General features: G+C 37.9%; 22 protein-coding genes. 14 read left to right on the top strand and 8 right to left on the bottom strand.

Features of this window, described 5'->3' with window-relative positions:
- Window positions 1-47 precede the first annotated feature (47 nt).
- Both ASE74_RS12680 and ASE74_RS12670 read right to left on the bottom strand, forming a co-directional pair.
- Window positions 48-1120, bottom strand: a protein-coding gene (locus ASE74_RS12680) for an IS3 family transposase (RefSeq protein WP_235526076.1) whose coding sequence is annotated in 2 segments (ribosomal slippage) — window positions 48-859 and window positions 859-1120 — 1074 coding nt in all. Because the reading frame shifts where the segments join, the coding sequence is not laid out codon by codon here.
- A 592-nt stretch (window positions 1121-1712) separates the two neighbouring features.
- Entirely contained in the window at window positions 1713-2606 is an 894-nt protein-coding gene (locus tag ASE74_RS12670; RefSeq protein WP_055909427.1) for a LysR family transcriptional regulator, read from the bottom strand.
- Window positions 2607-2682: 76 nt separating this feature from the next.
- On the opposite strand from ASE74_RS12670, the gene hutH reads away from it, so the two are divergent.
- Window positions 2683-4218: a histidine ammonia-lyase gene (gene hutH / locus ASE74_RS12665; protein ID WP_055909424.1), complete on the top strand. Its 1536-nt coding sequence runs from the start codon at window positions 2683-2685 to the stop codon at window positions 4216-4218.
- Between the two features lie 20 nt (window positions 4219-4238).
- Window positions 4239-6245, top strand: coding sequence for a urocanate hydratase (locus ASE74_RS12660; protein WP_055909422.1), 2007 nt, complete (start codon window positions 4239-4241; stop codon window positions 6243-6245).
- Window positions 6246-6430: 185 nt separating this feature from the next.
- Here the strand turns inward: ASE74_RS12660 and ASE74_RS12655 are convergent, their stop codons facing one another.
- Both ASE74_RS12655 and ASE74_RS12650 read right to left on the bottom strand, forming a co-directional pair.
- Window positions 6431-8926, bottom strand: coding sequence for a PAS domain S-box protein (locus ASE74_RS12655; protein ID WP_055909419.1), 2496 nt, complete (start codon window positions 8924-8926; stop codon window positions 6431-6433).
- An 83-nt stretch (window positions 8927-9009) separates the two neighbouring features.
- A complete protein-coding gene (locus tag ASE74_RS12650; RefSeq protein ID WP_055909416.1) occupies window positions 9010-9912 on the bottom strand; it encodes a LysR family transcriptional regulator in 903 nt (300 codons plus the stop codon).
- Window positions 9913-10012: 100 nt separating this feature from the next.
- On the opposite strand from ASE74_RS12650, the gene ASE74_RS12645 reads away from it, so the two are divergent.
- The gene (locus ASE74_RS12645) at window positions 10013-10642 is read left to right on the top strand and encodes an NAD(P)H-dependent oxidoreductase (RefSeq protein WP_055909413.1); all 630 of its coding nucleotides are present in this window, start codon (window positions 10013-10015) and stop codon (window positions 10640-10642) included.
- Window positions 10614-10898 (top strand): putative quinol monooxygenase, encoded by a 285-nt coding sequence (locus tag ASE74_RS12640; RefSeq protein WP_055909410.1) that lies wholly within the window; start codon window positions 10614-10616, stop codon window positions 10896-10898. Before ASE74_RS12645 ends, ASE74_RS12640 begins: the two co-directional genes overlap by 29 nt.
- Here the strand turns inward: ASE74_RS12640 and ASE74_RS12635 are convergent, their stop codons facing one another.
- Both ASE74_RS12635 and ASE74_RS12630 read right to left on the bottom strand, forming a co-directional pair.
- Window positions 10899-11750, bottom strand: coding sequence for a DMT family transporter (locus tag ASE74_RS12635; protein WP_055909407.1), 852 nt, complete (start codon window positions 11748-11750; stop codon window positions 10899-10901). It lies immediately after the preceding gene.
- Window positions 11751-11864: 114 nt separating this feature from the next.
- Window positions 11865-12212: a hypothetical protein gene (locus ASE74_RS12630; RefSeq protein ID WP_055909404.1), complete on the bottom strand. Its 348-nt coding sequence runs from the start codon at window positions 12210-12212 to the stop codon at window positions 11865-11867.
- A gap of 120 nt (window positions 12213-12332) precedes the next feature.
- On the opposite strand from ASE74_RS12630, the gene ASE74_RS12625 reads away from it, so the two are divergent.
- Both ASE74_RS12625 and ASE74_RS12620 read left to right on the top strand, forming a co-directional pair.
- A complete protein-coding gene (locus ASE74_RS12625) occupies window positions 12333-12863 on the top strand; it encodes a superoxide dismutase family protein (RefSeq protein WP_235526075.1) in 531 nt (176 codons plus the stop codon).
- 116 nt (window positions 12864-12979) lie between these two features.
- Window positions 12980-13513: a biopolymer transporter ExbD gene (locus ASE74_RS12620; RefSeq protein ID WP_055909402.1), complete on the top strand. Its 534-nt coding sequence runs from the start codon at window positions 12980-12982 to the stop codon at window positions 13511-13513.
- A gap of 170 nt (window positions 13514-13683) precedes the next feature.
- Here ASE74_RS12620 and metK read toward each other — a convergent pair whose 3' ends face one another.
- On the bottom strand, window positions 13684-14934 hold the full coding sequence (gene metK, locus ASE74_RS12615) for a methionine adenosyltransferase (protein ID WP_055909400.1): 1251 nt from the start codon (window positions 14932-14934) through the stop codon (window positions 13684-13686).
- Between the two features lie 223 nt (window positions 14935-15157).
- Here metK and ASE74_RS12610 point away from each other — a divergent pair, with 223 nt between their 5' ends.
- The 7 genes from ASE74_RS12610 (at window position 15158) to hisS (ending at window position 21483) form a co-directional block, all read left to right on the top strand.
- Window positions 15158-16039, top strand: a complete 882-nt coding sequence (locus ASE74_RS12610) for a diacylglycerol kinase family protein (RefSeq protein ID WP_235526074.1) — start codon at window positions 15158-15160, stop codon at window positions 16037-16039.
- A gap of 91 nt (window positions 16040-16130) precedes the next feature.
- On the top strand, window positions 16131-16481 hold the full coding sequence (locus ASE74_RS12605) for a translation initiation factor (protein ID WP_055909394.1): 351 nt from the start codon (window positions 16131-16133) through the stop codon (window positions 16479-16481).
- A 294-nt stretch (window positions 16482-16775) separates the two neighbouring features.
- Complete coding sequence (locus ASE74_RS12600; protein ID WP_055909391.1) at window positions 16776-18365, top strand: sensor histidine kinase; 1590 nt, start codon at window positions 16776-16778, stop codon at window positions 18363-18365.
- A gap of 1 nt (window position 18366) precedes the next feature.
- A complete protein-coding gene (locus ASE74_RS12595; RefSeq protein WP_055909388.1) occupies window positions 18367-19110 on the top strand; it encodes a LytTR family DNA-binding domain-containing protein in 744 nt (247 codons plus the stop codon).
- Between the two features lie 75 nt (window positions 19111-19185).
- Entirely contained in the window at window positions 19186-19380 is a 195-nt protein-coding gene (locus ASE74_RS12590) for a hypothetical protein (RefSeq protein ID WP_055909386.1), read from the top strand.
- A complete protein-coding gene (locus ASE74_RS24405; protein ID WP_082458756.1) occupies window positions 19370-19984 on the top strand; it encodes a LytTR family DNA-binding domain-containing protein in 615 nt (204 codons plus the stop codon). The genes ASE74_RS12590 and ASE74_RS24405 overlap by 11 nt, the downstream gene beginning before the upstream one ends.
- 104 nt (window positions 19985-20088) lie before the next feature.
- A complete protein-coding gene (hisS, locus tag ASE74_RS12580) occupies window positions 20089-21483 on the top strand; it encodes a histidine--tRNA ligase (RefSeq protein ID WP_055909383.1) in 1395 nt (464 codons plus the stop codon).
- Window positions 21484-21859: 376 nt separating this feature from the next.
- On the opposite strand, the gene ASE74_RS12575 is transcribed toward hisS, so the two are convergent.
- Window positions 21860-22591 carry a class I SAM-dependent methyltransferase gene (locus tag ASE74_RS12575; protein WP_055909380.1) on the bottom strand — a complete coding sequence of 244 codons (732 nt, stop codon included), beginning with the start codon at window positions 22589-22591 and terminating at the stop codon, window positions 21860-21862.
- 174 nt (window positions 22592-22765) lie between these two features.
- On the opposite strand from ASE74_RS12575, the gene ASE74_RS12570 reads away from it, so the two are divergent.
- Entirely contained in the window at window positions 22766-24064 is a 1299-nt protein-coding gene (locus ASE74_RS12570) for an MFS transporter (RefSeq protein WP_055909376.1), read from the top strand.
- The last annotated feature ends 58 nt before the right edge of the window (window positions 24065-24122 follow it).

Below are 24122 nucleotides of genomic sequence, written 5' to 3'. Positions count from 1 at the left end.
TGTAAGCTCCCCTGTTTTTCAGACCATTCAAAAGTATAATTTTGTCCTCAAATTTCCTGTAATAAATCTACAGGAGATTTGAAGTTCAATGCTTGATGTGGTCGATGGTAATTGTAATCCATCATCCATTCCTCTACTTTCTCCCTTACATCATCCAGGGAGTGAAATATGTATGCATTTARCAATTCTCTTCTGATGCTTCCATTCAATCTTTCAATATACGCGTTCTGTGTTGGCTCTCCTGGCTGAATAAAAACTAGTTCAACATTGTTTTCCTTTGCCCATTCATCCAACTTMTGCGAGATGAACTCCGGCCCATTATCCATTCTTATTTTTTTTGGAAGTCCCCTATATTGTTTCAACTCATCCAACGCTCTGATAACCCGCAAGGACGGCAGTGAATAATCTATCTCCATAGCTAGCATCTCTCTGTTGTAATCATCAGCGATGTTCAACAACCTAAATTTCCTTCCATTCCAAAGCGCATCGCTCATAAAATCCATGGACCATACCTCATTTATAGTTTCTGGTACAGACAAAGGCTTCTTGACTCTTTCTGGCAKCCTCTTTTTTGCCCTGCGGCGGATATTAAGCCGCATTGATGTATAAATCCTATAAATCTTTTTATGGTTCCATTTAAGCCCTTTTCGACGCARTCGGTAGTAACACTGCCAGAAGCCTATGGAGACGTGCTTTTCAACAAGAAGTGAAAGCGCATCAACTACTTCACTATCATCCCGTCGTTTATGTTGATAATAATGTTTGCTGCGGTTCAATCCRACGCATTTACAGGCCTGACGATGGCTTATCCTTTTTACCATTTCATCCACTAAATCCCTTTTTTCGTCAGGCGTTAAAGCTTTTTTTCTACAGCCTCCTTGAAAACTTCATGCACGAGGCTAAGATTMGCATACATTTTCTTTAAACGTGCATTTTCTTCCTCCAATGCCTTAAGTTTTGACAACTCTTTTACTTCCATTCCGCCATATCTCTGGCGCCATTTGTAAAAGGCTGCTGTACTTATTCCTAACTCTCTGCAGAGATCGTGCACATTCTTGCCATTCTCATGTTCCTTGATTGCTTTTACAATCTGGGATTCCGTAAACTTGATTCTTTTCATATTGCCAATTAAAATTAATAGTTTTTCTAATAGCCTCGCTGCGCTCGGTCTAGAATTCTACTTTTAACTGGTCTGAATTTGGGGAAGTGCACANTTTTCATATTGCCAATTAAAATTAATAGTTTTTCTAATAGCCTCGCTGCGCTCGGTCTAGAATTCTACTTTTAACTGGTCTGAATTTGGGGAAGTGCACATTGCCAATAGAAATTCAAGAATTATTTGTCAATAGTTTAGAAAAGATTAGTAATGATTTCTATTTGAAATATCCCTATAAATACTTTTGATTTCCGATCGGGTAATACCATCAGCATAAATTTACCCCAAGCGCCAAAATCGTAAATGGCCTGTACAATTTCATTATTACCAATTATTTTGGTGCACCTGTACAGGCTTATGAAGGTGCAGTGAGAAAGTTTGGGATTGCGAACCAACGGGTTATAAAGATGATTTAGACGTAAAATATCAATTGGTTAAAAAGACTGTAGATACTAATAAGAAATGGACAATCGACGATATTGTTCCCGAACTTAAAAGGCAATTTGGAGAGGATTTGGATCTGTTTAGTTAATAATGTCAGAATAACTACTATAACCTAAACCTTATCCTCCAACAACAATTTAATCACATTTTTTAACGCTGGGTTGCGGTTAGATTCTTTCCAGATCATATAGAGCTCCGTTCTTTGCGAAATATGCGTAAGCTCTACAAACTTTACGTTTTCCTGATAGCCATATTGCAAAGCAGTTGGTACAATGGCAATGCCAAGGCCTTCTTCTACCAGTTTGTAAATAGTGAGCGCATTAACAGATTTGTGGTAGGTTTTGGGTTTAAAGCCATGATCTTCGCAAATGCTCATCATTAAATCATAATAAAAAGGACTGTCATCACTTGAAAAAAAGATAAAAGGTTCGTTACCCAATTTTTTTACCGCTTCAAAACTAGCCTTCTTCATGGGGTGGCTTTTGGGTAATACGAGTGAAAAGGTATCCTGATGGATCATGTGTTTCGAAATGCCGGGTTTAAACTGTTGCATCCGCACAAAACCTACGTCGAGCATGTCTTTTTCCAATAATTCCACCTGTAATTTATTGGGCATTTCATCTAGGTTGGTCCTAATTTCGGGGAAGTCTTTATTTAGCTTAAAAATAACTTCGGGCACAATTTTTTGTGCCGCCGAGCCTAAAAAACCAATTCGGAGTTCACCCTGCTTGCCCTCATTAATATTGCTGACCTGTTTTTTAATGTTTTCGAGATGGCTGAACAAAAAATCAACCTCGTTTTTAAGGTATATACCAGCTTCTGTAAGTTCCACTTTTTTCTTATTGCGATCGAACAGTGGGGCGTTAAAAATTTCCTCCATCTGTTTAATCTGCCTGCTTAGGCCAGGTTGAGAAATAAAAAGGCGATCGGCAGCTTTTCTAAACTTCAATTCCTCTGCCAAAACCTGGAAATATTTTAAATGTCTAAGTTCGATTTGATAACCCATGGTTATTACATGATGATGTAATTGGTATTTATAGGTATCAAATATAGGGCTTATTTTTGTTTAAAACCTTTCCAGCATGAGCGAGCAGCAGATATTTAATTACGGAACAGATTATTTAACGGCTAAATTGGCTTTGGCCATATGCAATGGAGAAATTAAGGGCTTTTTAAGTGAAACTACACGTTCTAAAGTGCTTAAAAGCAGTAAAGTTGTGGAGCGGATTGCGGTTTCAGATAAGGCAGTTTATGGCATCAATACCGGTTTTGGTCCATTATGTACCTCCATGATTTCGGCTGCGGATACCCGTAAATTACAAGAAAATATTCTAAAAAGCCATGCAGTTGGTGTTGGCGAACCTATAGATGTTGAAATATCAAAACTGATGCTCGTTTTAAAATTACAGGCCTTGGCGCAGGGTTACTCAGGGATTAGGGTGGAAACGCTCGATCGGATGATCTGGTTTTTAGAAACTGGTGCCACACCATTGGTGCCCAAGCAAGGGTCGGTTGGTGCCTCTGGCGATCTTGCTCCATTATCACACCTGTTTTTACCTTTGATAGGCTTAGGCCAAGTTCATTATAGAGATAAAATTATTGCTACAGCTGATCTTTTAAAAGAACATGGGTTACAGCCTTTGCAATTGGGCCCGAAAGAGGGTCTTGCTTTAATTAATGGTACGCAGTTTATTGCAGCCCATGCCGTTAAAGTGGTGCAACGGTTAGAAAATGTGCTTGCCTCGGCAGATATTATTTCGGCTATGATGATTGAAGGCTTGCAAGGATCAGAAAAACCTTTTCATGCGCAACTTCATCAATTAAGGCCTTATCCGGCAAATGTTACGGTAGCAACGCAGATACGGAAGTTTTTGCAGGGTTCAGAAATCATGCAATCGCATGCCGGTTGCGCCAAAGTACAGGATCCCTACTCGTTAAGGTGTATTCCACAGGTGCATGGTGCCTCCAGAACGGCATGGATACATTTAAAAGAAGCGTTGGAAATCGAACTCAATTCTGTAACCGATAACCCCGTTATATTTAATGATGATTTAACCATCAGCGGAGGAAACTTTCATGGTCAGCCGCTCGCCTTGCCGTTAGATTATGCCTGCTTAGCGGCCTCAGAAATCGGAAACATCAGCGATCGGCGAATTTACCTCTCTCTAGAAGGAAATACGCCTGGCGTGCCGAAATTATTGATGAAAGAAACTGGTTTAAATTCTGGTTTTATGATTGTGCAATATACCTCAGCAGCATTGGCAAGTGAAAATAAAGGACTTTGTTTCCCGGCCAGTGCCGATAGTATTCCAACTTCACTCGGCCAGGAAGACCATGTGAGCATGGGTTCCATTAGTGCGCGTAAAGCCTTACAGGTAATCGAAAATGTAGAAAAAATATTGGGTATCGAATTGTTTTGTGCTGCACAGGCTATAGACTACCATCAACCATTAAAGCCTGGTAAAATACTCGCTGCGGTACATGATTTTGTGCGGACTGAAATTGACCATTTTGAAGAAGATCAGATTATGTACAATCGAATGGAAAATGCTATCGAAATGGTGAAAAAAGGCAAAATTGTAGCTGTTGCCAATGCAGTAGAATCTACATTGAAATAACAATTTAAAATTGCGAAAATATGGATTTTAAAGCACAGATACTGGCAGGAATTCCTTCAACATTGCCTCCAAACAGAAAAAGGAATGAAACAATTAGCCATGCACCAGTGAGAAGAGCTGTTTTAAATGCAGATGAAAAAAAACTCAGTATTAAGAATGCATTGCGCTATTTTCCTGAAATGTGGCACAAAGAACTTGCTTATGAATTTTTAAATGAACTGGAAAACTACGGACATATTTACATTTACCGTTTTATGCCCGATTATGATATTTATGCAAGGCCAATAACAGAATATCCTTGTTGCACGCCACATGCGGCTTCAATTATGCTTATGATTCAGAATAACCTCGATCCGGCAATTGCGCAACACCCCGAAGAGCTAATTACCTACGGCGGCAATGGGAGTGTTTTTCAGAATTGGGCGCAGTATCTTTTAACCATGCAATACCTGGCTACAATGACCGATCAGCAAACGCTGAATATTTATAGCGGGCATCCACAAGGATTATTTCCATCAGGCACTGCTGCGCCCCGTGTAGTGGTTACCAATGGCATGATGGTGCCAAATTATTCAACACCCGCCGACCTTGAAAAATTTAATGCCTTAGGGGTAACTCAGTACGGACAAATGACCGCAGGATCTTACATGTATATTGGGCCTCAGGGCATTGTTCATGGTACGGCAATCACCTTAATGAATGCTTTTCGAAAGAAAGGTTTTTACGGAGGAAATGTAGCAGGCAAAATCTTTTTAACGGCTGGTTTGGGTGGCATGAGCGGTGCACAAACCAAAGCGGGCAACATTGTGGGTTGTATTACAGTATGTGCAGAGGTAAATCCAAAAGCGGCTGCAAAAAGGCATCAGCAAGGCTGGGTAAACGAGCTAATTGATAATTTAGCAGAACTGGTGCAAAGAGTGCGGATTGCTCAGAAAAAAAGAGAAAATATATCGCTAGCTTATATCGGTAATGTAGTAGAAGTATGGGAACAATTTTATGAAGAAAATATTGAGATAACGATTGGTTCAGACCAAACCTCACTACATAATCCTTATTCTGGCGGATATTACCCGGTAGGTTTAAGTTTTGAAGAAGCAAATGTAATGATGGCAAATGCCCCGGAAGAATTTAAATTGTATGTTCAGGATTCGTTAAAAAGGCAAGCTACAAGCATAAATAAACACCATAGCAAAGGAACTTATTTTTTTGATTATGGAAATGCTTTTCTTTTGGAATGCAGTAGGGCAGGTGCCGATGTAATGGTCCTAAATGGGATTGATTTTAAGTATCCATCCTATGTAGAAGATATTTTAGGCCCTTTATGTTTCGATTATGGTTTTGGCCCTTTTAGGTGGGTTTGTGCCTCGGGCAATGAAAAAGATCTCGATTTAACCGATCGCATAGCGAAAGAAGTAATGGAAGAAATTAAGCTGAATGCGCCGCAAGAAATACAGCAGCAGTTACAAGATAATATCGACTGGATTGTTGCGGCAAAAGAAAATAGATTGGTAGTAGGCTCAAAAGCCCGGATTTTATATGCGGATGCTGAAGGAAGGGCCAAGATTGCGCTTAAGTTTAATGAAGCGATCAATACAGGGCAATTGTCGGCTCAGGTTATTTTAGGTAGAGACCATCACGACGTAAGCGGAACGGATTCTCCTTTTAGAGAAACAAGCAACATTTATGATGGAAGCAGATTTACAGCAGATATGGCCATTCATAATGTTATCGGCGATAGTTTCAGGGGGGCAACCTGGGTATCAATCCACAATGGAGGCGGCGTAGGCTGGGGAGAAGTAATAAACGGTGGTTTCGGAATGGTGCTTGATGGAAGCGAACAAGCCGCAGAAAAATTGAAGAATATGCTTTTTTATGATGTAAATAATGGCATTGCCAGAAGAAGTTGGGCACGTAATAAAGAAGCCCGCTTTGCTATTGAACGAGAAATGGAGCGGACGGACACTTTAAAAATTACGCTGCCAAATTTGGTTGACGATGCCCTTTTGGAGGGTTTAAATATAGATTAGGGCTCAGCGAAGTTAAACTAAAAACTTACCCTCATGGCCAGATTGAATGGTTAATGTACTAAAAGAATAAATACTGGAATAATCATTAAAATTCCGCCTGCGCAAGAATGAATGTTTTTCTCTAAAAAACTTAGCGAACTTTGCGAAAAACTTTGAGCGCTTTGCGGTAAAAACCACAACAAAATTTAACTCAAAGGTAAAGTGAAATGAAAAACAGAGCCCTTTCCTTCTTCACTTTCTGCCCATATCCGGCCACCATGTCTTTCTATAATTTCGGCACTTAAATATAGCCCTATACCAAATCCAGAAATGGTATGGTTGCCCTTAACCCGATAATAACGTTCGAAAAGTTTATCTATGTCTGCTTGATTTATCCCTATACCTTCATCTTTGATCTGGATTTCGACCTCCTTATCGTGCAATTTACAGTTTACTTCGATGCGTGTTCCATTATCCGAATATTTTAAACCGTTACTGATCAGGTTCGAAATTACGTTGCCAATTTTATCCCGATCGGCATTAATACTCACATTACAGGTGGGGTGCAATATAATCTCGTGTGATGATTGCGAGATATAAGTTTCTTCAATGGTTTCTTTCAATAACTGATCTAAGCTAAAATCTGTTTTTTCGATTAACAGTTTTCCAGATTCCAGGCGGGATACGTTTAAAAAACCATTAATCATGGTCGTCATTTTACGGATCTGGCTATGGGCTTTGTCTAAAGCAATGATTTCATAATTATCTTCGTCTTTCTTAGCCTTGCGCTGCAACACCTGCACAAAACCGTTAATGGCTGTTAAAGGTGTTTTTAATTCATGACTCACCATTCCAATGAAATCATTTTTTCGAAGTTCGTCCAGTTTCTGCTCGGTAATATCAATAAAAAGACCTGAGTATTCTATCGCATTGCCATGCTGATCTTCGAAAACCCTTCCGGTAGCCCTAACCCATTTATCTTCACCGGTAACTAAATTTTTTATTGGATATTCGGTATCGCTTGATGAATGGTTTTTTAATGCACTGCTTAAAGCAGTATTCAACATATCATGATAATCCGGGTTAATTACACTCATGATTGTTTCCATTTTAGCAGGCTCGTTCATCGGTAAGCCAAGTAAGTTTTTTACAAAGCCCGATAGGGTAACTTCTAATGTTTTAGGGTCGATACTCCAGGTACCCATTCTACCTGTATCTATCGCCTGAAGTAATTTTTCTTCACTATCTGCTAATTTTTTGGTGTATTGAATCAGGTCTTCATGTGTTTGCGCAAGCTCCTCGTTGGTTGTGGCCAACTCCTCATTTGCTGCTGCCATTTCCATGTTAATGTCCTGAAGCTCTTCCTGGTAGAGTTTTCTTTCGGTAATATCCGGACTAACCGATGCTATGGCGATTATTTGGTCGGTTTCATCATTCTTAATGGTGAAACCATTCCATTCAATCCAAAAAGGGTTGCCTGTTTTTTCATTCCAGAAGCGGATTTCCTGTCTGAAATTAATATTTTCCAAAATACCAGGTAAAAGTTTTTCTGCGGCAGGCCTGTCTGCAGGGAAAACACAATCCAAAATGGTTCTATTGGCAAAATTTGTCCAGCCTAATTTTATTAAAGCCGCAGGATTTAAATATTGTATGTACATGTCTAAGCCAGACAATGCAATAAATTCGGAACTGGCTTCGATGAGTTTATTTAAATTAAGGCGTTCTATTTCGATGAGTTTTCTTTCGGTAATATCAACACACGAACTAATGTAACCAGCGAATGATCCATCAGCATGAAAGCGGGGAGGGCCGCTCGCCAACAGCCATCGGTAATCGCCTTTTTTGGTCAAAATTCTAAATTCACCTGAAAAGGGTTTTTTGTCCGATAGTGCAGTAAGGTAAATATTTAAATAGTTATCGCGGTCTTCCGGATGGATCAGATCTGCCCAGCCAAAATTAAGGAGATCATTCATCGATCGGCCGGTTAATGTTGTCCAGGGCTTGTTAAAATAAACGGCACTTCCATTTTCATCGCCAACAGCAATAAATATATCGGTTCCCTCGGCCATTGTTTTAAAACGTTTCTCACTTTCCGAGAGTTGGTTAAAACGTTCAACCACCCTTAGTTCAAGTTCATTGTTTAAAACATGCAAACTTTCTTGTGTTTGCTGTAGTTCCTCATTTGTAGATACCAGCTCTTCATTGGTGGCAGCAAGTTCTTCTACTGTGGCGGCAAGTTCTTCATTAAGGGCCTGTTCGCGTTCTAAGGCTTCCGCTTTTTCGTTTTCTCTTTCTATAGCTTCTTTCTTAAGTACACGTTCGGTTACATCAATTGCGGTATGTAAAATGCAGATGGTTTTACCCTCGTCGTTTTTTATTGCGCGGTACTCAAAATCAAAATAAAAGGTTTTCAGCTCCCCATCAATTACAATGTCGGCAGCAGTATCTTTTCCGGCAATAACAAGGCCTTCTAACCATACTTTCCTAAACATATCAATAAAAGGCTGCCCTTTTAATTCAGGCAGGGCATCTTCAAGCGATTTTCCGATCACACTTCTATCTTTCCCCCAAATTCTAAGCATCGCATCATTTGCCGCCTGGATAACGGCATCTTCACCAACATGAACTGCAGTTGCGGTATGCGTTAAATTAAAGACTGCTATTAATTGATCGTTACTTAGGAGATGACTGGATTGATTCATTATAAAATTTTATCGGGATGACCTAAAATAAATATTTTATCTAAGTTTCAAATAATAAAAGGATTAACCAACATCATTTCAAACTATATACTAACCATAACCTCCTTAAAAAGTTTTTTAATTATATGGATTTCTGATGCATATTGGGTGTTTTTCCTACAACCAAAGTATAATGTATTGGTCAGTTTTGATGTGCCTTCCCATATTACTTTTACCTTTCCATCTTCCACTTCTTTTTTACAAAGGAAATCGGGAATAATGGCCAGGCCTTTTCCACCAGATAAACAGCGCACAATTGAGTTAAGGTTCGGAACAATATAATTTGGCCTGAAATCGGCATGTTTGCCAAAATTAAGTTGCCAAAAACGTAAAAGATGTTCCATATCACCTGCGGTACCATACCACTTTTGTTGTTTTAGCCAGGCTTCCATCCCTTGTAAATCTTTCTTTTTAACCAAGGCGTTAAAAGTGCCACTATCTGTTTCTGTGCCACCTACCAAAACAATGGTTTCTGATGAAAATGCCTCGTGCGCAATATTGGGCGAATTTCCTTTTTGCGGTGTAATAATTAAGTCTAAAATACCTTTATCCAACTGATCGAGCATTTCAGGATAATCTCCAAAACGGATAATCACATTAAAAGGCAAGGTAGAAATATATTGTTCGAGTGTAATCTGAAAAGTTTCAAAACACATGCCCACACTAATGGTTGGCGTATGTTTTTCGGTGCTTTTTTGAAAATGTTTTTCAGCATCTTCAAGCTTTGCCAGAGGTTCTACTATAAAATTATACAATACTTTACCTTTTTCTGTCGGGATCATTTTCCTTCCTGTGCGCTCAAAAAGTTTGTAGCCAACATAATTTTCCAAAGAACTTAAATGCAAGCTTACGCCAGGTTGCGAAATAAACAGGTTTTCTGCTGCACCAGTTAAAGTACCGGTTTTATAAATCGCTTTAAAACTTCTGTACCATTCTAAATTAACCATGTTTTAAGTATTATAATTCTGATACAAAGATATGAATTAACTTATTTTAATAATACTTGGGCAGGGTGTAATTTTGTATTATCAAAAATAGAAATACGAAATGACAAAAATATTCATCATTAACGGAGGCCAAAAATTTGGGCACTCGGGAGGAAGATTTAACGAAACGATAGCTGATGCAACGGCCGATTTCTTTTCATCAGCAGATGGTTTTGAGGTGAAAACAACCAATATTAACCATGATTATAACCCAAAAGAAGAAGTAGAGAAATATGTTTGGGCCGATGTGATTATTTACCATACGCCAACTTGGTGGTTCCAGTTACCGCATGGCTTTAAAAAATATATAGATGTAGTGTTCACCCAAGGGCATAAAAATGGAATTTACATAAGCGATGGCCGCAAGGCAGATAACCCAACCAGAAATTACGGAACCGGTGGCATGCTGCACGGGCGCAAATATATGGTAACCTCATCATGGAATGCCCCTAAAGAAGCTTTTACAATACCTGAAGAATTTTTTATGCAAACCAGTGTAGATGATGGAGTGTTATTCGGTTTTCATAGAATGAACGCTTTTACCGGTATGGAACGGATAAACGGAATCCACTTTCACGACGTAGAAAAAAATGCGGATATTATAGGCGCATTAAAATTATACCAAGAACATTTAACTAAAAATTTTTTAAACACAGCAATATATGAGCATTTACCTCACAGCAATAGTTAAGAGCAAAGAAACAACAACAGCAGCTTTAAAAGCTGTTTTATTGGATATGGTGGCTAATTCTCGTAAAGAGGAAGCCTGTATCCAATACGATTTGCATGAATCTGTAAGTGATCGAACTTTCATCTTTCAGGAAGAATGGAAAGATCAGTTGGGTTTGGATGCGCACAACAAGCAACCTTACATTTTAAGCTTTGTTGAACAGGCCGCAACGCTTACAGATGATATTATAATTTACAAAACCGAAAAACTGGCTTAGTTACAATTTTGCACGTTTGGCTGTTAAAGATGAGCCGGCAGAAGCAATTACCACAAATGCAACAGCAAAACATTCTGTTAAAGATAAATATTCGTGCAGAAAAACCAATGCCGCCAGTGAAGCCATGGCAGGTTCAAGACTCATTAAAATACTGAAAGTCCGGGCAGGAAGCTGCTTAAGGGCTCTCATTTCCAAGGTAAATGGAATGGCACTTGATAGTAGAGCAAGTGCTGCTCCTAAACCTATTAATTTAGGGTTTAACGTACCAAATCCACCACCAAAAATACCAAATGGCAGTATCACTATTGTGGCAAATAACATCCCGATTGCCACGGCATCGCCACCCTTCATAATTTTAGAAATTCTACCGCCAAGTATAATATAAGCAGCCCAAAAAACACCAGCTAAAAGAGCAAGTAACACGCCACCAACATTTAAGCCAGTGCTTGTCCATGGGGCAATTAATGCAATACCCGCGGCGGCCAGTAATACCCATAAAAAATCGACAGGTTTTTTAGAACCAAAAATGGCCAGCCCCAGTGGGCCAACAAATTCTAAAGTTACGCCTAAACCGATTGGTATGCGGGCAATGGCCATGTAAAATACCATATTCATTACGCCCAAACAAACGCCGTAAAGAATTACATATTTCCATTGTTTGGCATTAAGTTTAAATAGGTTTGGCCTAAAAGCGATGAATAAAATTACGGCAGATAATCCGATCCGTAGTGATGCTGTTGCTGCAGCCCCGATTTGTGGAAAAAGCCCTTTTGCAATTGCCGCGCCACACTGCACACTGATGATAGACAGTAAAACAGCGGGTATTGGAGGAATATTAATTTTGCTTTTCATCAGGGGGCTCGTAAATGAGGCGCAAAATTACGGAAATATACCTGCTTAATTTTTTTTAAATAAAAAAGGGAGAATCAGATTACGCCGATTCTCCCCAATATTAAATGTTAGCTTTTAAGCAAACAATTCCTGTTCATCTCTATTTTCCGTCGGAATCTTTTTTAAGAAATCGTCGAAAGATGGACCGTCATTGTCCGAATAGATTCCATAGGCATCTAATATATATCCAATATTTTTGTCCTGATCTTCCACAAGATAAAGTACAGAATTATCTGCCGGATCCGAATCTCCTTCAAAGCGGTAAGTTTTAACAATAGTTAAATCTTCAGGGCGGTAAATTTTACCTAATGATTTACTTTGCATCTTACCATGATCAGAAATTTTTAGTTCATTATCTTTTCCTTTCAGCCTCAATTTCTCTAAAATTTGACTCAAAGTGTTCATTGCAACTGGGCGTTCCATAGTTATACGATTTTATATTGAGTAAACAAGTCGTACTGGAAATGGTTTTGGCACTTGCTCTTTTTAAAGCAAACCAAATGATTGTCAATCTGTTTGTTATGTGAACTAAATTTTGAAATAATGAAAAAATATCTTTTAAGCTTAGCCATTGCAGGTGTTGCGTTTGTAAGTGCCTGTACAAAAACCGACAAAGAAATTGCCCAAGCCACATTAACCGAAACAGCCGACAATAGTAAAACCATTGGAACGGCAAAGTTTTACGAATTGAGCGATGGAAAAATTAAAATGGATATTGAAATGAATTTTGCTGCACGGGCCGACAGTAATGTTGCTGTGCATTTTCACGAACATGGTGATTGCGGCAATATGGGCGAAAATACCCACGGCCATTGGAACCCTACGAAAGAAGCGCATGGAAAATGGGGATCTGGTGCTTACCATAGTGGCGACATTGGCAACATTAAGTTAGACGGTAAAGGCCATGCCACACTTTCGGTAACTACCGATAGATGGAATATTAAAGATGGCGATGTTAAAAACATAATTGGCCGCGGTATTATTGTGCATGGTGGCACTGATGATTATACTACACAGCCTACAGGTAATTCAGGCCCAAGAGTAGGTTGCGGGGTAATTGAGGCGGTGAAGTAATGTATCATCTTCGTTCCTTTTTGGAATGAGGATTTTTGTTTAGCGGTTAAATTTTTAACCGCTTTTTTTATGCAATTTAATCTGGCTTGTCATCATCATTAAAAAACCTAAATATTATGGCAACGCTAAACGAATCTCAAAGCGGCAAGGCTGCAAAAGGAAGAACAAAAAAACCTGCACCAAGGGTAGATCTTACTGCAATGGTAGATCTGATGTTTTTATTAACCACGTTTTTTATGCTCACCACTTCTTTGGGCTCTTTAAATGCAGCCGACATTGCGAAGCCGGATAAAACCGATGTTGATTTGGTCGTTAATTACCCCGAATCGCGCACCATGACGATCTTGTTGGGAAAAAATAACAAGACCGTTTGTTACATGGGTACCATCGAAAAGGCAAATATGAAAGTTATACCAGTGGCTGATATTCAAAAAGAAATCATGGCAAATGAACAGTTGGTTGCCCAAACCCATCAACACAATCCAGCCAAATATATGATTGTTATTATCAAGCCGAGCAAAACCGCAAGATTCCAGAATTTTGTAGATGTAATTGATGAAATGAAAATTGCCAATATCAAATCTTATGCGATAGATGATGATCATATTGCTGAAAAAGAAATGGCATTTATGAAGCTAAATAATCTTTAAAATAAGTTGAATTTTATCACGAACTGCTTAGGAATCTGCCTTTCAAAAAAAAGGTTAGCCAACTTACAAAGTTCAAACAGGCCATGGCACAAGCAAATTTCGCAAGTTTAACGCAATAAAAAAGGCGTTTTGCCTTATGCAAAACGCCTTTTCATATAAATTTATAAGAATTAAATACCGAAAGCAGTTTTAACCTGATCTACGTAATCTAATTTCTCCCAGGTAAACAGATCAACAGTAACTGTTTTTTCTTCACCATTTGGGGTTCTAAAAGTTTTGCTCACTGTTTTTGGCGTACGGCCCATGTGCCCGTAAGCAGCAGTTTCGCTATAAATTGGATTTCTTAATTTTAAACGTTGCTCAATAAAGTAAGGGCGCATATCAAAAATCGATTCTACAATTTTAGCAATTTCTCCATCTGTTTTACCCACTTTGCCCGTTCCATAAGTATTGATATAAATACCCATTGGTTTTGCAACACCGATAGCATACGATACCTGAACAAGAATTTCATCAGCAACACCGGCTGCCACCAGGTTTTTAGCGATATGGCGTGTAGCATATGCAGCACTTCTATCTACTTTACTTGGATCTTTACCCGAAAATGCGCCACCACCATGTGCACCTTTACCACCATAAGTATCAACAATAATTTTTCTTCCGGTTAAACCAGTATCACCATGCGGACCGCCAATTACAAATTTACCGGTCGGGTTAATGTGGTACTCGATTTTATCATTAAATAAGTGTGCGTAAGCAGGATTGCTTTTGATAATTCTAGGAATAAGGATGTTTACCAGATCAGTTTTGATTTTAGCCAACATTGCCGTTTCTTCATCAAAATCATCGTGCTGCGTAGAAATAACAATGGCATCGATGCGAACTGGTTTATTGTTATCATCATATTCTAAAGTTACCTGGCTTTTTGCATCCGGACGTAAATAAGTGATTTCATTATTTTCGCGGCGCAAAACAGCCAATTCCTGTAATAATTTATGAGAAAGGTTTAATGCCAAAGGCATATAATCTTCAGTTTCGTTGGTGGCATAACCAAACATCATACCCTGATCACCAGCACCTTGTTCTTCTTTATTCGATCTATCTACACCCTGGTTAATGTCTTGAGATTGCTCGTGTATTGCAGATAAAATTCCGCAAGAGTTGGCCTCAAACATATATTCACTTTTTGTGTAACCGATTTTCTTAATTACATCACGCGCAATCTGTTGTACATCTAAATAAGTTTTAGATTTTACCTCACCAGCTAAAATAACCTGACCAGTAGTAACCAAAGTTTCGCAGGCAACCTTTGATTCCGGATCGAAAGCTAAAAAATTATCAATTAATGCATCCGAAATTTGATCGGCGATTTTATCTGGGTGACCTTCAGAAACAGATTCTGATGTAAATAAATATGACATTTATTAAATATTTAATGATAAATAAACAAATTTAAGATTGCCAAACCCCTTGTAAACAGGTTTTTAAAGTATTGAAAGGAGGTATTAGCAATTTTTTTAAGTGGTTGCAATCCGGTCCCGAAGTATCGGGATAGCAAATCAATCCACTTTTTACTGTCGCAAAATTAGCATATTTTCTTTATTTCAAAAATTATAGATTATTTTGTGCACTCATTCTTACACTTTGCACACAAAGATCAATATCCTCTTTATCATAAACCCTATCTCTGGTGGGAGAGGGAAATTACGTATTCCCGATTTTATTGATAAATATCTGGATAAAGAAAAGTTTAGCCCGAATTTCGTTTTTAGCGAATACGTTGGCCATGCCGGCGAACTTGCTGATGAAGCAGCAACCAAAAATTTCGATGTAATTATTGCTGCGGGAGGGGATGGAACAATAAACGAAGTGGCCACAAAAGTTTTAAAGCATGATAAAACTTTAGGCATTCTGCCACTGGGATCAGGCAATGGCCTGGCCAGGTTTTTAAATATTTCGAAAAATTTGAAGTATGCCCTTTCCATCATCAATAATTTTAAAATAGATGAAATTGATACTGCCGAATTTAACCAGAAATGCTTTTTTAATTTGGCAGGAATGGGTTTCGATGCACACTTGAGTGCTGTTTTTTCGAAAGATAAAAAACGCGGATTATCGGGTTATGTAAAGCTGGGTTTTAAAGAAGTTTTTAACTATAAAGCACAAACTTACCTGTTAAATATCGATGGTGTTGAATATTCAAGAAAAGCTTTTGCCATTAGCATTGCTAATTCCTCTCAATACGGAAACGATGTTTTTATTTCGCCTAATGCATCAGTAAAAGATGGTTTGCTTGATGTTTGTATTATTAAACCTTTTCCAATAATAAAATTGCCGGTTTTGGGTTATGTAATGTTAAGGGGCAAAGCCGAAACATCAGACATGATTGAAATTATTAAAGGAAAAAATATTAAAATTATTAGGGAAGAAGCAGGCGCGGTGCATGTAGATGGCGAACCTTTACAAATGGGTACAGAGATAGAAGCAATGATAAAGCCGCTTTCTTTAAAAGTGATTGTGCCTTAGTTAAATTTGGAGTTGAGGATTTAGAACAATCCGACCGTCAAACCATCAACGACTTAACCAATTGCCAGTAAACCAATGAATTTTATAAAACATGAAACCAAAGAAAAATAGTTTAAGTGATCTTGGCGGAATTATGTATTCTACCAATCCTGAATTCGAATACGAAGAAGAAGTTGATGATACCGTTACCTCGCCAAACAATCAGCAGGATTTAAGGGTAATGCTCGATAAAAAAAACAGGGGGGGTAAGGCAGTAACATTAATTACAGGTTTCAGGGGTAAATCAGAAGATTTAGACGTTTTAGGCAAAATGCTAAAAACAAAATGTGGTGTAGGCGGCTCCGTTAAAGATGGCGAAATCATGATCCAGGGCGATGTACGCGATAAAGTAATGGGTATCCTTCAGAAAGATGGCTATAAAGTAAAAAAAGCTGGAGGGTAATTAAAGCGATATTATCTCCAGCTTACCGTCATTTCGAGCGAAGTGCAGCGCAGCCGAGAAATCTATCTAACATAGGTCTCTCTCCCGAACGTTCGGGACTACGCTTCAGTCGAGATGACGATTTTTCTTTTCAACCCAGTCAATGGTAGTGAAATACATCTCTTCGAAAAATATAATTCCTCTCAAATCTAAATCCTGTCTCAACGCCCACTTTTACAAGTTTATTCATGCCACATCCTGTTTTAAGGTTTCTTAAGCAGATTTTTTACAAGATGTTTATGGAAAATTAAACGCATGAAAAAATTAATTCTTTCCTTTTCTTTATTGCTTTTTGCTTTAGTGGCGAATGCACAGAAAAATAAATATCTGGTTGATGAATATGGTAATCCGATGCACTATTCTATTGCAAATAAATTTTCTAAATGCAATATATTTCTAGTGGTAGATAGTGGTACTAAACAGGTTACCCCATTCGAATACTTAAACAATCTTGCTTTAGGGAATGTAGTTTTATTAAAAGGTGCAACATCAATTGAGCTTGAAAGCCGGATCCAGAAAGACAGTTTGAGTTTTTACAGGTTTTCAATTATAGAGAATGATTCTGTAATACTTAAAAAGGATGAAATCCCAACTAAAATAAAATATAAGTGGGGCAAAGGCAGTGTATTGCCAAATTACGTAGCTGTAGATTTAGGTACGTTTAATGTTGTAAATAAGAAAATCGAAGTTCAAATATTTAGAATTGATAATAAAAAAAGAGTTAACCGAGTATTTATATACAATAAACCAATTTTATTACCGCAATCTTTATCATTTAAGGTATTAGAAAAAAAAATAACCAAGGATATTAAAAATAGGGCCACCATAATCGTAAATGAAAAAGTAAAGGGGATTAGAGTTACGATGAAAAATACAGATTTTAATATTCTATACTCAGTAACTGTTGATCATGTTGATGCCCGTTCTTCTGCTACGCTAGAACCTAAATGGAAATTGATTAAGGGTACTAATTTGGTAATTGGGGATATCAATGTTGAAAATTTTACTAGTTCCGGTAAATATGAGATTATCGTATATCCCAAAACGCGTACTTATTCTTATTGGATGGATAATACATTGGCTAGGACTTTTCATTTCACAGTAGAAAAACCAAAAGAAAATTTTTTCACATCCAAGGACCTATGGAGAAGTGCCATAATTGGTGGGTTTTGTGCATTTATTGCGGTTCTAATCCTTAATAACCGAAAAAAAAAGGCAGCCAAGTTACTTGCTCAGAAATCTCGGGAAAAAGAAATTGCGAAACTCCGGTTAGAATCTGTTCGTTCGCAATTAAACCCGCATTTTTTATTTAATGCACTTGCAGGTATCCAAACACTGATGAACAAAAATGAAATCGATAATGCCAATCGCTACCTTGTTAAATTTGCACGACTAACACGGAATGTGTTAGATCATAAAGAACTCATCAGTTTAACTTCTGAGAAGACCTTGCTTGATGATTATTTGCAGATGGAGCAACTGCGTTTTGGTTTTCAATATCAGATTAGTGCTTCGCCTGATTTAGATGTGGAGAATATCGAAATTCCGGCTATGCTCTTACAGCCCTTTGTAGAAAATGCCGTAAAACATGGTATTGCCGAAAAGGGAAATGATGGTAGGATCGAAATTAATTTTATTAAAAAATCCACAGATCTTATATTGAGTGTAAAAGATAATGGCAGCGGTTTCGATGTTGCAAAAGATTATACGGGTTTGGGCTTGGCATTAACCAAGAACAGAATATCTTTACTAAATTCGATTTATAAGGAAACCCCATTTTTGCTGGATGTGAAAGCAAATAATGAAGGAACAATAATTAAAATTACACTAAGCCAATGGTTATAAGATGCGGGCAATTTTAGTAGACGATGAAGCAGCCAATTTAGAAAATTTAAAGATTTTATTGGGTAAACATTGTCCGGATATTAAAGTAGTAGCCAGCGCGAGCAATGTACAAGATGCTTTTTACCAGGTTAATCTCCATCATCCCGATCTGCTTTTTTTAGACATACAGATGGGTAAAACAACTGGTTTCGATTTATTAAACCAACTTAATGAGAAAACTTTTGAAGTTGTTTTTGTAACCGCCTACGATAATTATGGTATTCAGGCTGTAAAATCCGCAGCTTTAGATTACCTGCTTAAGCCAGTAGATGCTGAGGAGTTGAAAGCCGCTGTTGCAAAGGCCGAAATTAGGATCAAAAACAAAATACATGGCGAGCAGCTCAATTTTTTACTGAGTCAGATCAAAAAAAATGAACCTGGGATTCCGAAAATTGCCTTACCACAGCAGCACGAAATCCGTTATGTTTCGGTTGATGATATTGTGCGCTGTGTGGCCGATAATACCTATACTTTTTTCTTTCTAAGCAACGGTGATCAAGTGCTGATTTCAAAACCACTGAAAGAATACTCCGATCTGCTAAAACCGCACGGTTTTGTGCGGGCACACCAAAGCCATTTGGTTAACCCAAAATTTGTAAAAAGCTGGCTAAAAGAAGATGGTGGGACGCTTTTAATGAATAATGGCGATAAAATACCCGTTTCTAAACCAAACAGGGAAATGGTAAAAGAAGTGTTAGGGAAATGACTTTTCAAACCTCGTCAATGTTGATTTTTAAATGAATGATACGTGATTACTTTAGTTAAACATTAATCAATCAACATGAAACAGTTATTAATTTTATTTTTCTTTATCATTTTTCTAGGCCTGCAAATTGTTCACGCTGCAACTATTGGTGGGCCAGAAATAATTCTCCTAACTATGGTCGGCTTTATCTCTATAGCTGTAATGATCGGTTTTGTTTTCTTATGTCTATATTTATTCAAAAGATTTAAGCGGGTAGGAAATGAAAAATAGGATAGTTTTCGGATTAACTTTTATTGTTGCGTATGGCATACAGGCAGCTCATGCTGCTATGTTAGGGGCACCCGAAATAATTATGCTTTTGGTAGCAGGCCTTGTCTTTTTCGTATTTTTTGGTGGCATTTTTATGCTGATCTACTTTTTGATTAAAAAAAATCGGAGTACATCATCAAATCCTGCTCCGAATACATTAGCAATAAACTTTGCCCCTCCGCTTACTTATCAAAACGCTACAGTTGAAGAAAGAGTCGATAAAAAGGAAGTGGTTAAAGGAAATACCAGGATAGCACTACCTCAACAGAATGAAATTAGATATGTGGATATTGATGGAATCATCAGATGCGAAGCCGATAACAACTATACCAATTTCTTCTTTAGTGATGGTGGTAAATTGTTAATTGCCAAATCATTAAAAGAATACTCCGATCTGCTAAAACCACATGGTTTTTTGCGGGCACACCAAAGCCATCTGGTTAACCCAAAATTTGTAAAAAGCTGGCTAAAAGAAGATGGCGGGACGCTTTTAATGAATAATGGCGATAAAATACCCGTTTCTAAACCAAACAGGGAAATGGTAAAAGAAGTGTTAGGGAAATGACTTTTCAAACCTCGGCAGTTTACAATTAGCATCTGCAAGTTTATTTAATATTACATTTAAAAACCTGATCGGTTTAAACCTTACATTTTTGTACTTTTGCGGCTATGTCAGTTATTAAACCCTCATTAGCTAAAGGTACCCGCGATTTTACTCCGGTTGAAATGGTAAAACGCAATTTTATTTATGATACCATTAAAACGGTTTTCAGGAAATATGGTTATGCAGAAATCCAGACCCCAAGCTTCGAAAATCTCTCTACTTTAACCGGTAAGTATGGCGACGAAGGCGATAAACTGATTTTTAAAATTCTAAATAGCGGTGAGTATCTTAAAGATCCTAAAAAAAAATCTTTCGATTTCGCTGAAGATGACAATAGCAATAAGCTTATTCCCTTAATCTCTGAAAAAGCCCTCCGTTACGATTTAACTGTGCCTTTTGCACGCTATGTAGTAATGCACCAGCACGAAATTACATTACCTTTTAAACGTTTTCAGGTGCAACCCGTATGGCGGGCCGATCGACCGCAAAAAGGCCGTTATCGCGAGTTTTATCAATGCGATGTAGATGTAGTAGGATCTGAAAGTTTGCTGAACGAAGCCGAATTTATTTTAATCTACAATGAAGCTTTGAGCAAATTGGGACTAAAAGATTTTACAATAAAAATTAACAACCGTAAAATTTTATCTGGCATCGCTGAAATTATTGGCAAACCAGATTTAATTATCGATATGACTGTTGCCATTGATAAACTGGATAAAATTGGTTTGGATGGAGTAAGTAAAGAACTTATTGAGCGTGGTTTTACTGAAACTGATTTAGAAAAACTCCGTCCGGTAATTTTACTGGAAGGCCGTAACGAAGAAAAAATAGCCAGTTTAAAAGATGTATTGGCAGAATCTGAAACAGGTTTAAAAGGTATAGCAGAAATTGAGCAGGTTTTTGAATATGTAGAAAGTCTGATTTCTTATGGCTTGCCACTAACCGCTAAATTGGAACTCGATATTACATTGGCTCGGGGCTTAAACTATTATACCGGCTGTATTTTCGAAGTTAAAACCAACGAAGTAGCCATGGGCAGTATTGGCGGTGGCGGTAGATACGATGATTTAACAGGAATGTTTGGGTTAAAAGATTTAACCGGAGTTGGTGTTTCTTTCGGGGCCGACCGCATTTACGATGTATTGGAAGAACTGAACCTTTTCCCTGCCACTACAGAAGTTGGTACAAAAGTATTGATTAGCAACTTCGATGCAGAAGCTGAAAAATATGCTTTGCCAATTGTTCAACAATTAAGAAATGCAGGTATTTCTGCCGAATTATACCCAAGTGCAGCGAAATTGAAAAAACAGATGGCTTATGCTGATGCGAAAAAAATCCCTTATGTGATATTAATCGGAGGAGATGAAATTGCCAGTGGCGAACTTACCCTAAAAGATATGCAAAGTGGTGAGCAGAAAAAACTGACTGTTTTAGGTATTCTGGAGTTGCTAAAAGATTAATTAACCACAGAGAACATAGAGTTTAATAACTATCCTAACTGGAAATTAACTCAGTGTTTTCTGTGCCTTACCTCTGTTCTCTCGGTGGTAAAAACTGACTGTTTTAGGTTCTTTAAAGTTGGCTAAAAGATTAATTAACCACAGAGAACATAGAGGTTAATAAATATTCCGCCTGGAAATAACTCAGTTTTTTCTGTGCCTTACCTCTGTTCTCTCGGTGGTAAAAACTAACTGTTTTAGGTATTATTGAATTATTGAAATAGTTCTTTGATTTTTACCGCAAAGAACATGGAGGACTTCGCCAAGAAGCGCAGAGTACTGATAATATCCAGCTTTGCGATCATTGTATTTTTCTTCTTTTGCTTTGTGGTTAAACTTACCTCCCAATACGCAATAAAACCGGAAAGTGAACACCTTTCTCGGCATCATTGCCCCAGGCTTCTTTAAGTTCAGTAAACATATACTCCAATGGATTACGGTCATTGGCTTTTTTATAGTGCTGCAAGGATGACCAGGTATTTAAATAGCCAATTAATTGGTTAAAATTCCAGGTAGTTTTAATTTGGAAATGAGGTGCAGCAATTTCTTCAAAAGGGAAAGGGATTGTTTTATAACCCTCCTCAATATATCGCCGTTCGCTGTCCCAATACTTGCCTAAAATGTCCTCATAAAGCTTATGTACCGCTTTATCAACTTTTTTATCAATAAACATGATGCCGTAGCCAATTACTGCGAAAAGGCCATCAGGTTTTAAGGTTCTCTTAACTTCTGCATAAAATGCTTCAAAATTAAACCAATGGATGGCTTGTGCAACAGTAATCAAGTCGAAAGTATTGTCGGCTACCGAAGTTTGTTCTGCAGGTTCAACTTTGTAAGTGATATTTGGAAGTTGTAAAGCATTTTTTAACTGATTCTCACTAATATCTGTTGCGTAAACAGCCGTAAAATGATTGGCCAATATACGCGCAACCTGCCCATTTCCTGTGGCACAATCCCAAGCTGCATCCTTGTTTTTTACTAAAGTGAATAAATATTCATACAGCTCCTGCGGATAAGTTGGTCTGTATATCGCATATTCTGCTGATTGTGAAGAAAAATTATCTTTCATTTTATTATGATTGAGTGTTGATGAAAGAAGGAGTAAATAACATCAGAATGAAAATAACTTCGCTCTTTCTTTATAAAAATATCATATTTTTGATTAACAACCGGTATTGATTTAAGTTTCATTTCTGGCGGTACAAACTCGGTTAGTCCAATTTTCTCACCAATAATTCACCATATGGAAAAAACATCAAATCAGAACGAAATCAAAGGTGTAGAATACCGTTTGAAATCAATCTTTGGTGGTTCAGTGGGTAACCTTGTAGAGTGGTACGATTGGTACACCTATTCGGCTTTTGCCCTTTACTTTTCTCCAGCATTTTTCCCGAATAGCAACCCAACAGCACAATTATTGGATACCGCCGGAATTTTTGCCGTAGGTTTTTTAATGCGGCCTATTGGTGGTTGGTTGTTTGGGAGTATTGCCGACAAATTGGGTAGGAAAAAATCAATGACGCTTTCTGTGCTCATTATGGCGATAGGCTCACTAATTATTGGCTTAACGCCAGGCTACAAACAGATTGGTATTGCCGCTCCATTATTGCTGATTTTTGCCAGGTTAATTCAAGGCTTGAGTACCGGTGGAGAATACGGAACCTCAGCAACTTACTTGAGTGAAATGGCTACCAAAAAACACCGTGGCTTTTACTCCAGTTTTCAATACGTTACGCTAATCGGCGGACAATTGTTGGCTTTAGGCATTCAGCTCATTTTACAAAACTGGTTACTTACGCCTGCCGAACTGCACGATTGGGGCTGGCGCATTCCTTTTTTTATTGGGGCTATACTCTCTTTTATCGCTTTGTATCTGCGCAGGCATATAGACGAAACTGCTGCATTTAAAAACAAAAGCTCGGCAGATAAAAAAGGCGGTATAGCGGTATTGTTAAAATACCCAAAAGAAGTTTTTACCGTAGTAGGCTTAACCTTAGGCGGAACAATCGCATTTTACACGTTTAGTACTTATATGCAGAAATTCCTGGTAAATACAGTGCACCTTACCAAGGAAACTTCTACCACATTATCCTTTATCTCGTTACTGGTTTTTGCCATTCTGCAGCCTTTATTTGGTTTACTATCCGATAAAATAGGCCGCAAACCCTTATTGATCGGCTTTGGTGTACTAGGTACTTTATGTACTTATCCAATTTTAAATGGATTGGCAGGCGAAACAAATACCACAATCATTTTTTTATTGATGATCGGTGCTTTAATTATTGTAAGTGGTTATACCAGCATTAATGCTGTAGTTAAGGCAGAGCTGTTTCCTGCCGAAATCAGGGCTTTAGGCGTAGGTTTGCCTTATGCTTTAACTGTTGCCATTTTCGGTGGCACGGCAGAATATTTTGCCTTGTGGTTTAAAAATATAGGGCACGAAAGTTATTTTTATTGGTATGTAACCGGATGTATTTTAATCTCGTTGATTTTGTACACAACCATGAAAGATACCAAACACCATTCGAAAATAGAGGATTAGATTTTGAAGCATAATTCCCTAGTAACGTCATTCCGAACTTGATTGGCTATCTTAATGC

The organism is Pedobacter sp. Leaf216, assembly GCF_001421515.1.
Taxonomy (GTDB): domain Bacteria; phylum Bacteroidota; class Bacteroidia; order Sphingobacteriales; family Sphingobacteriaceae; genus Pedobacter.
The sequence above is the reverse complement of the archived record's forward strand: the minus strand, read 5'-3'. Positions and strand labels throughout refer to the sequence as shown.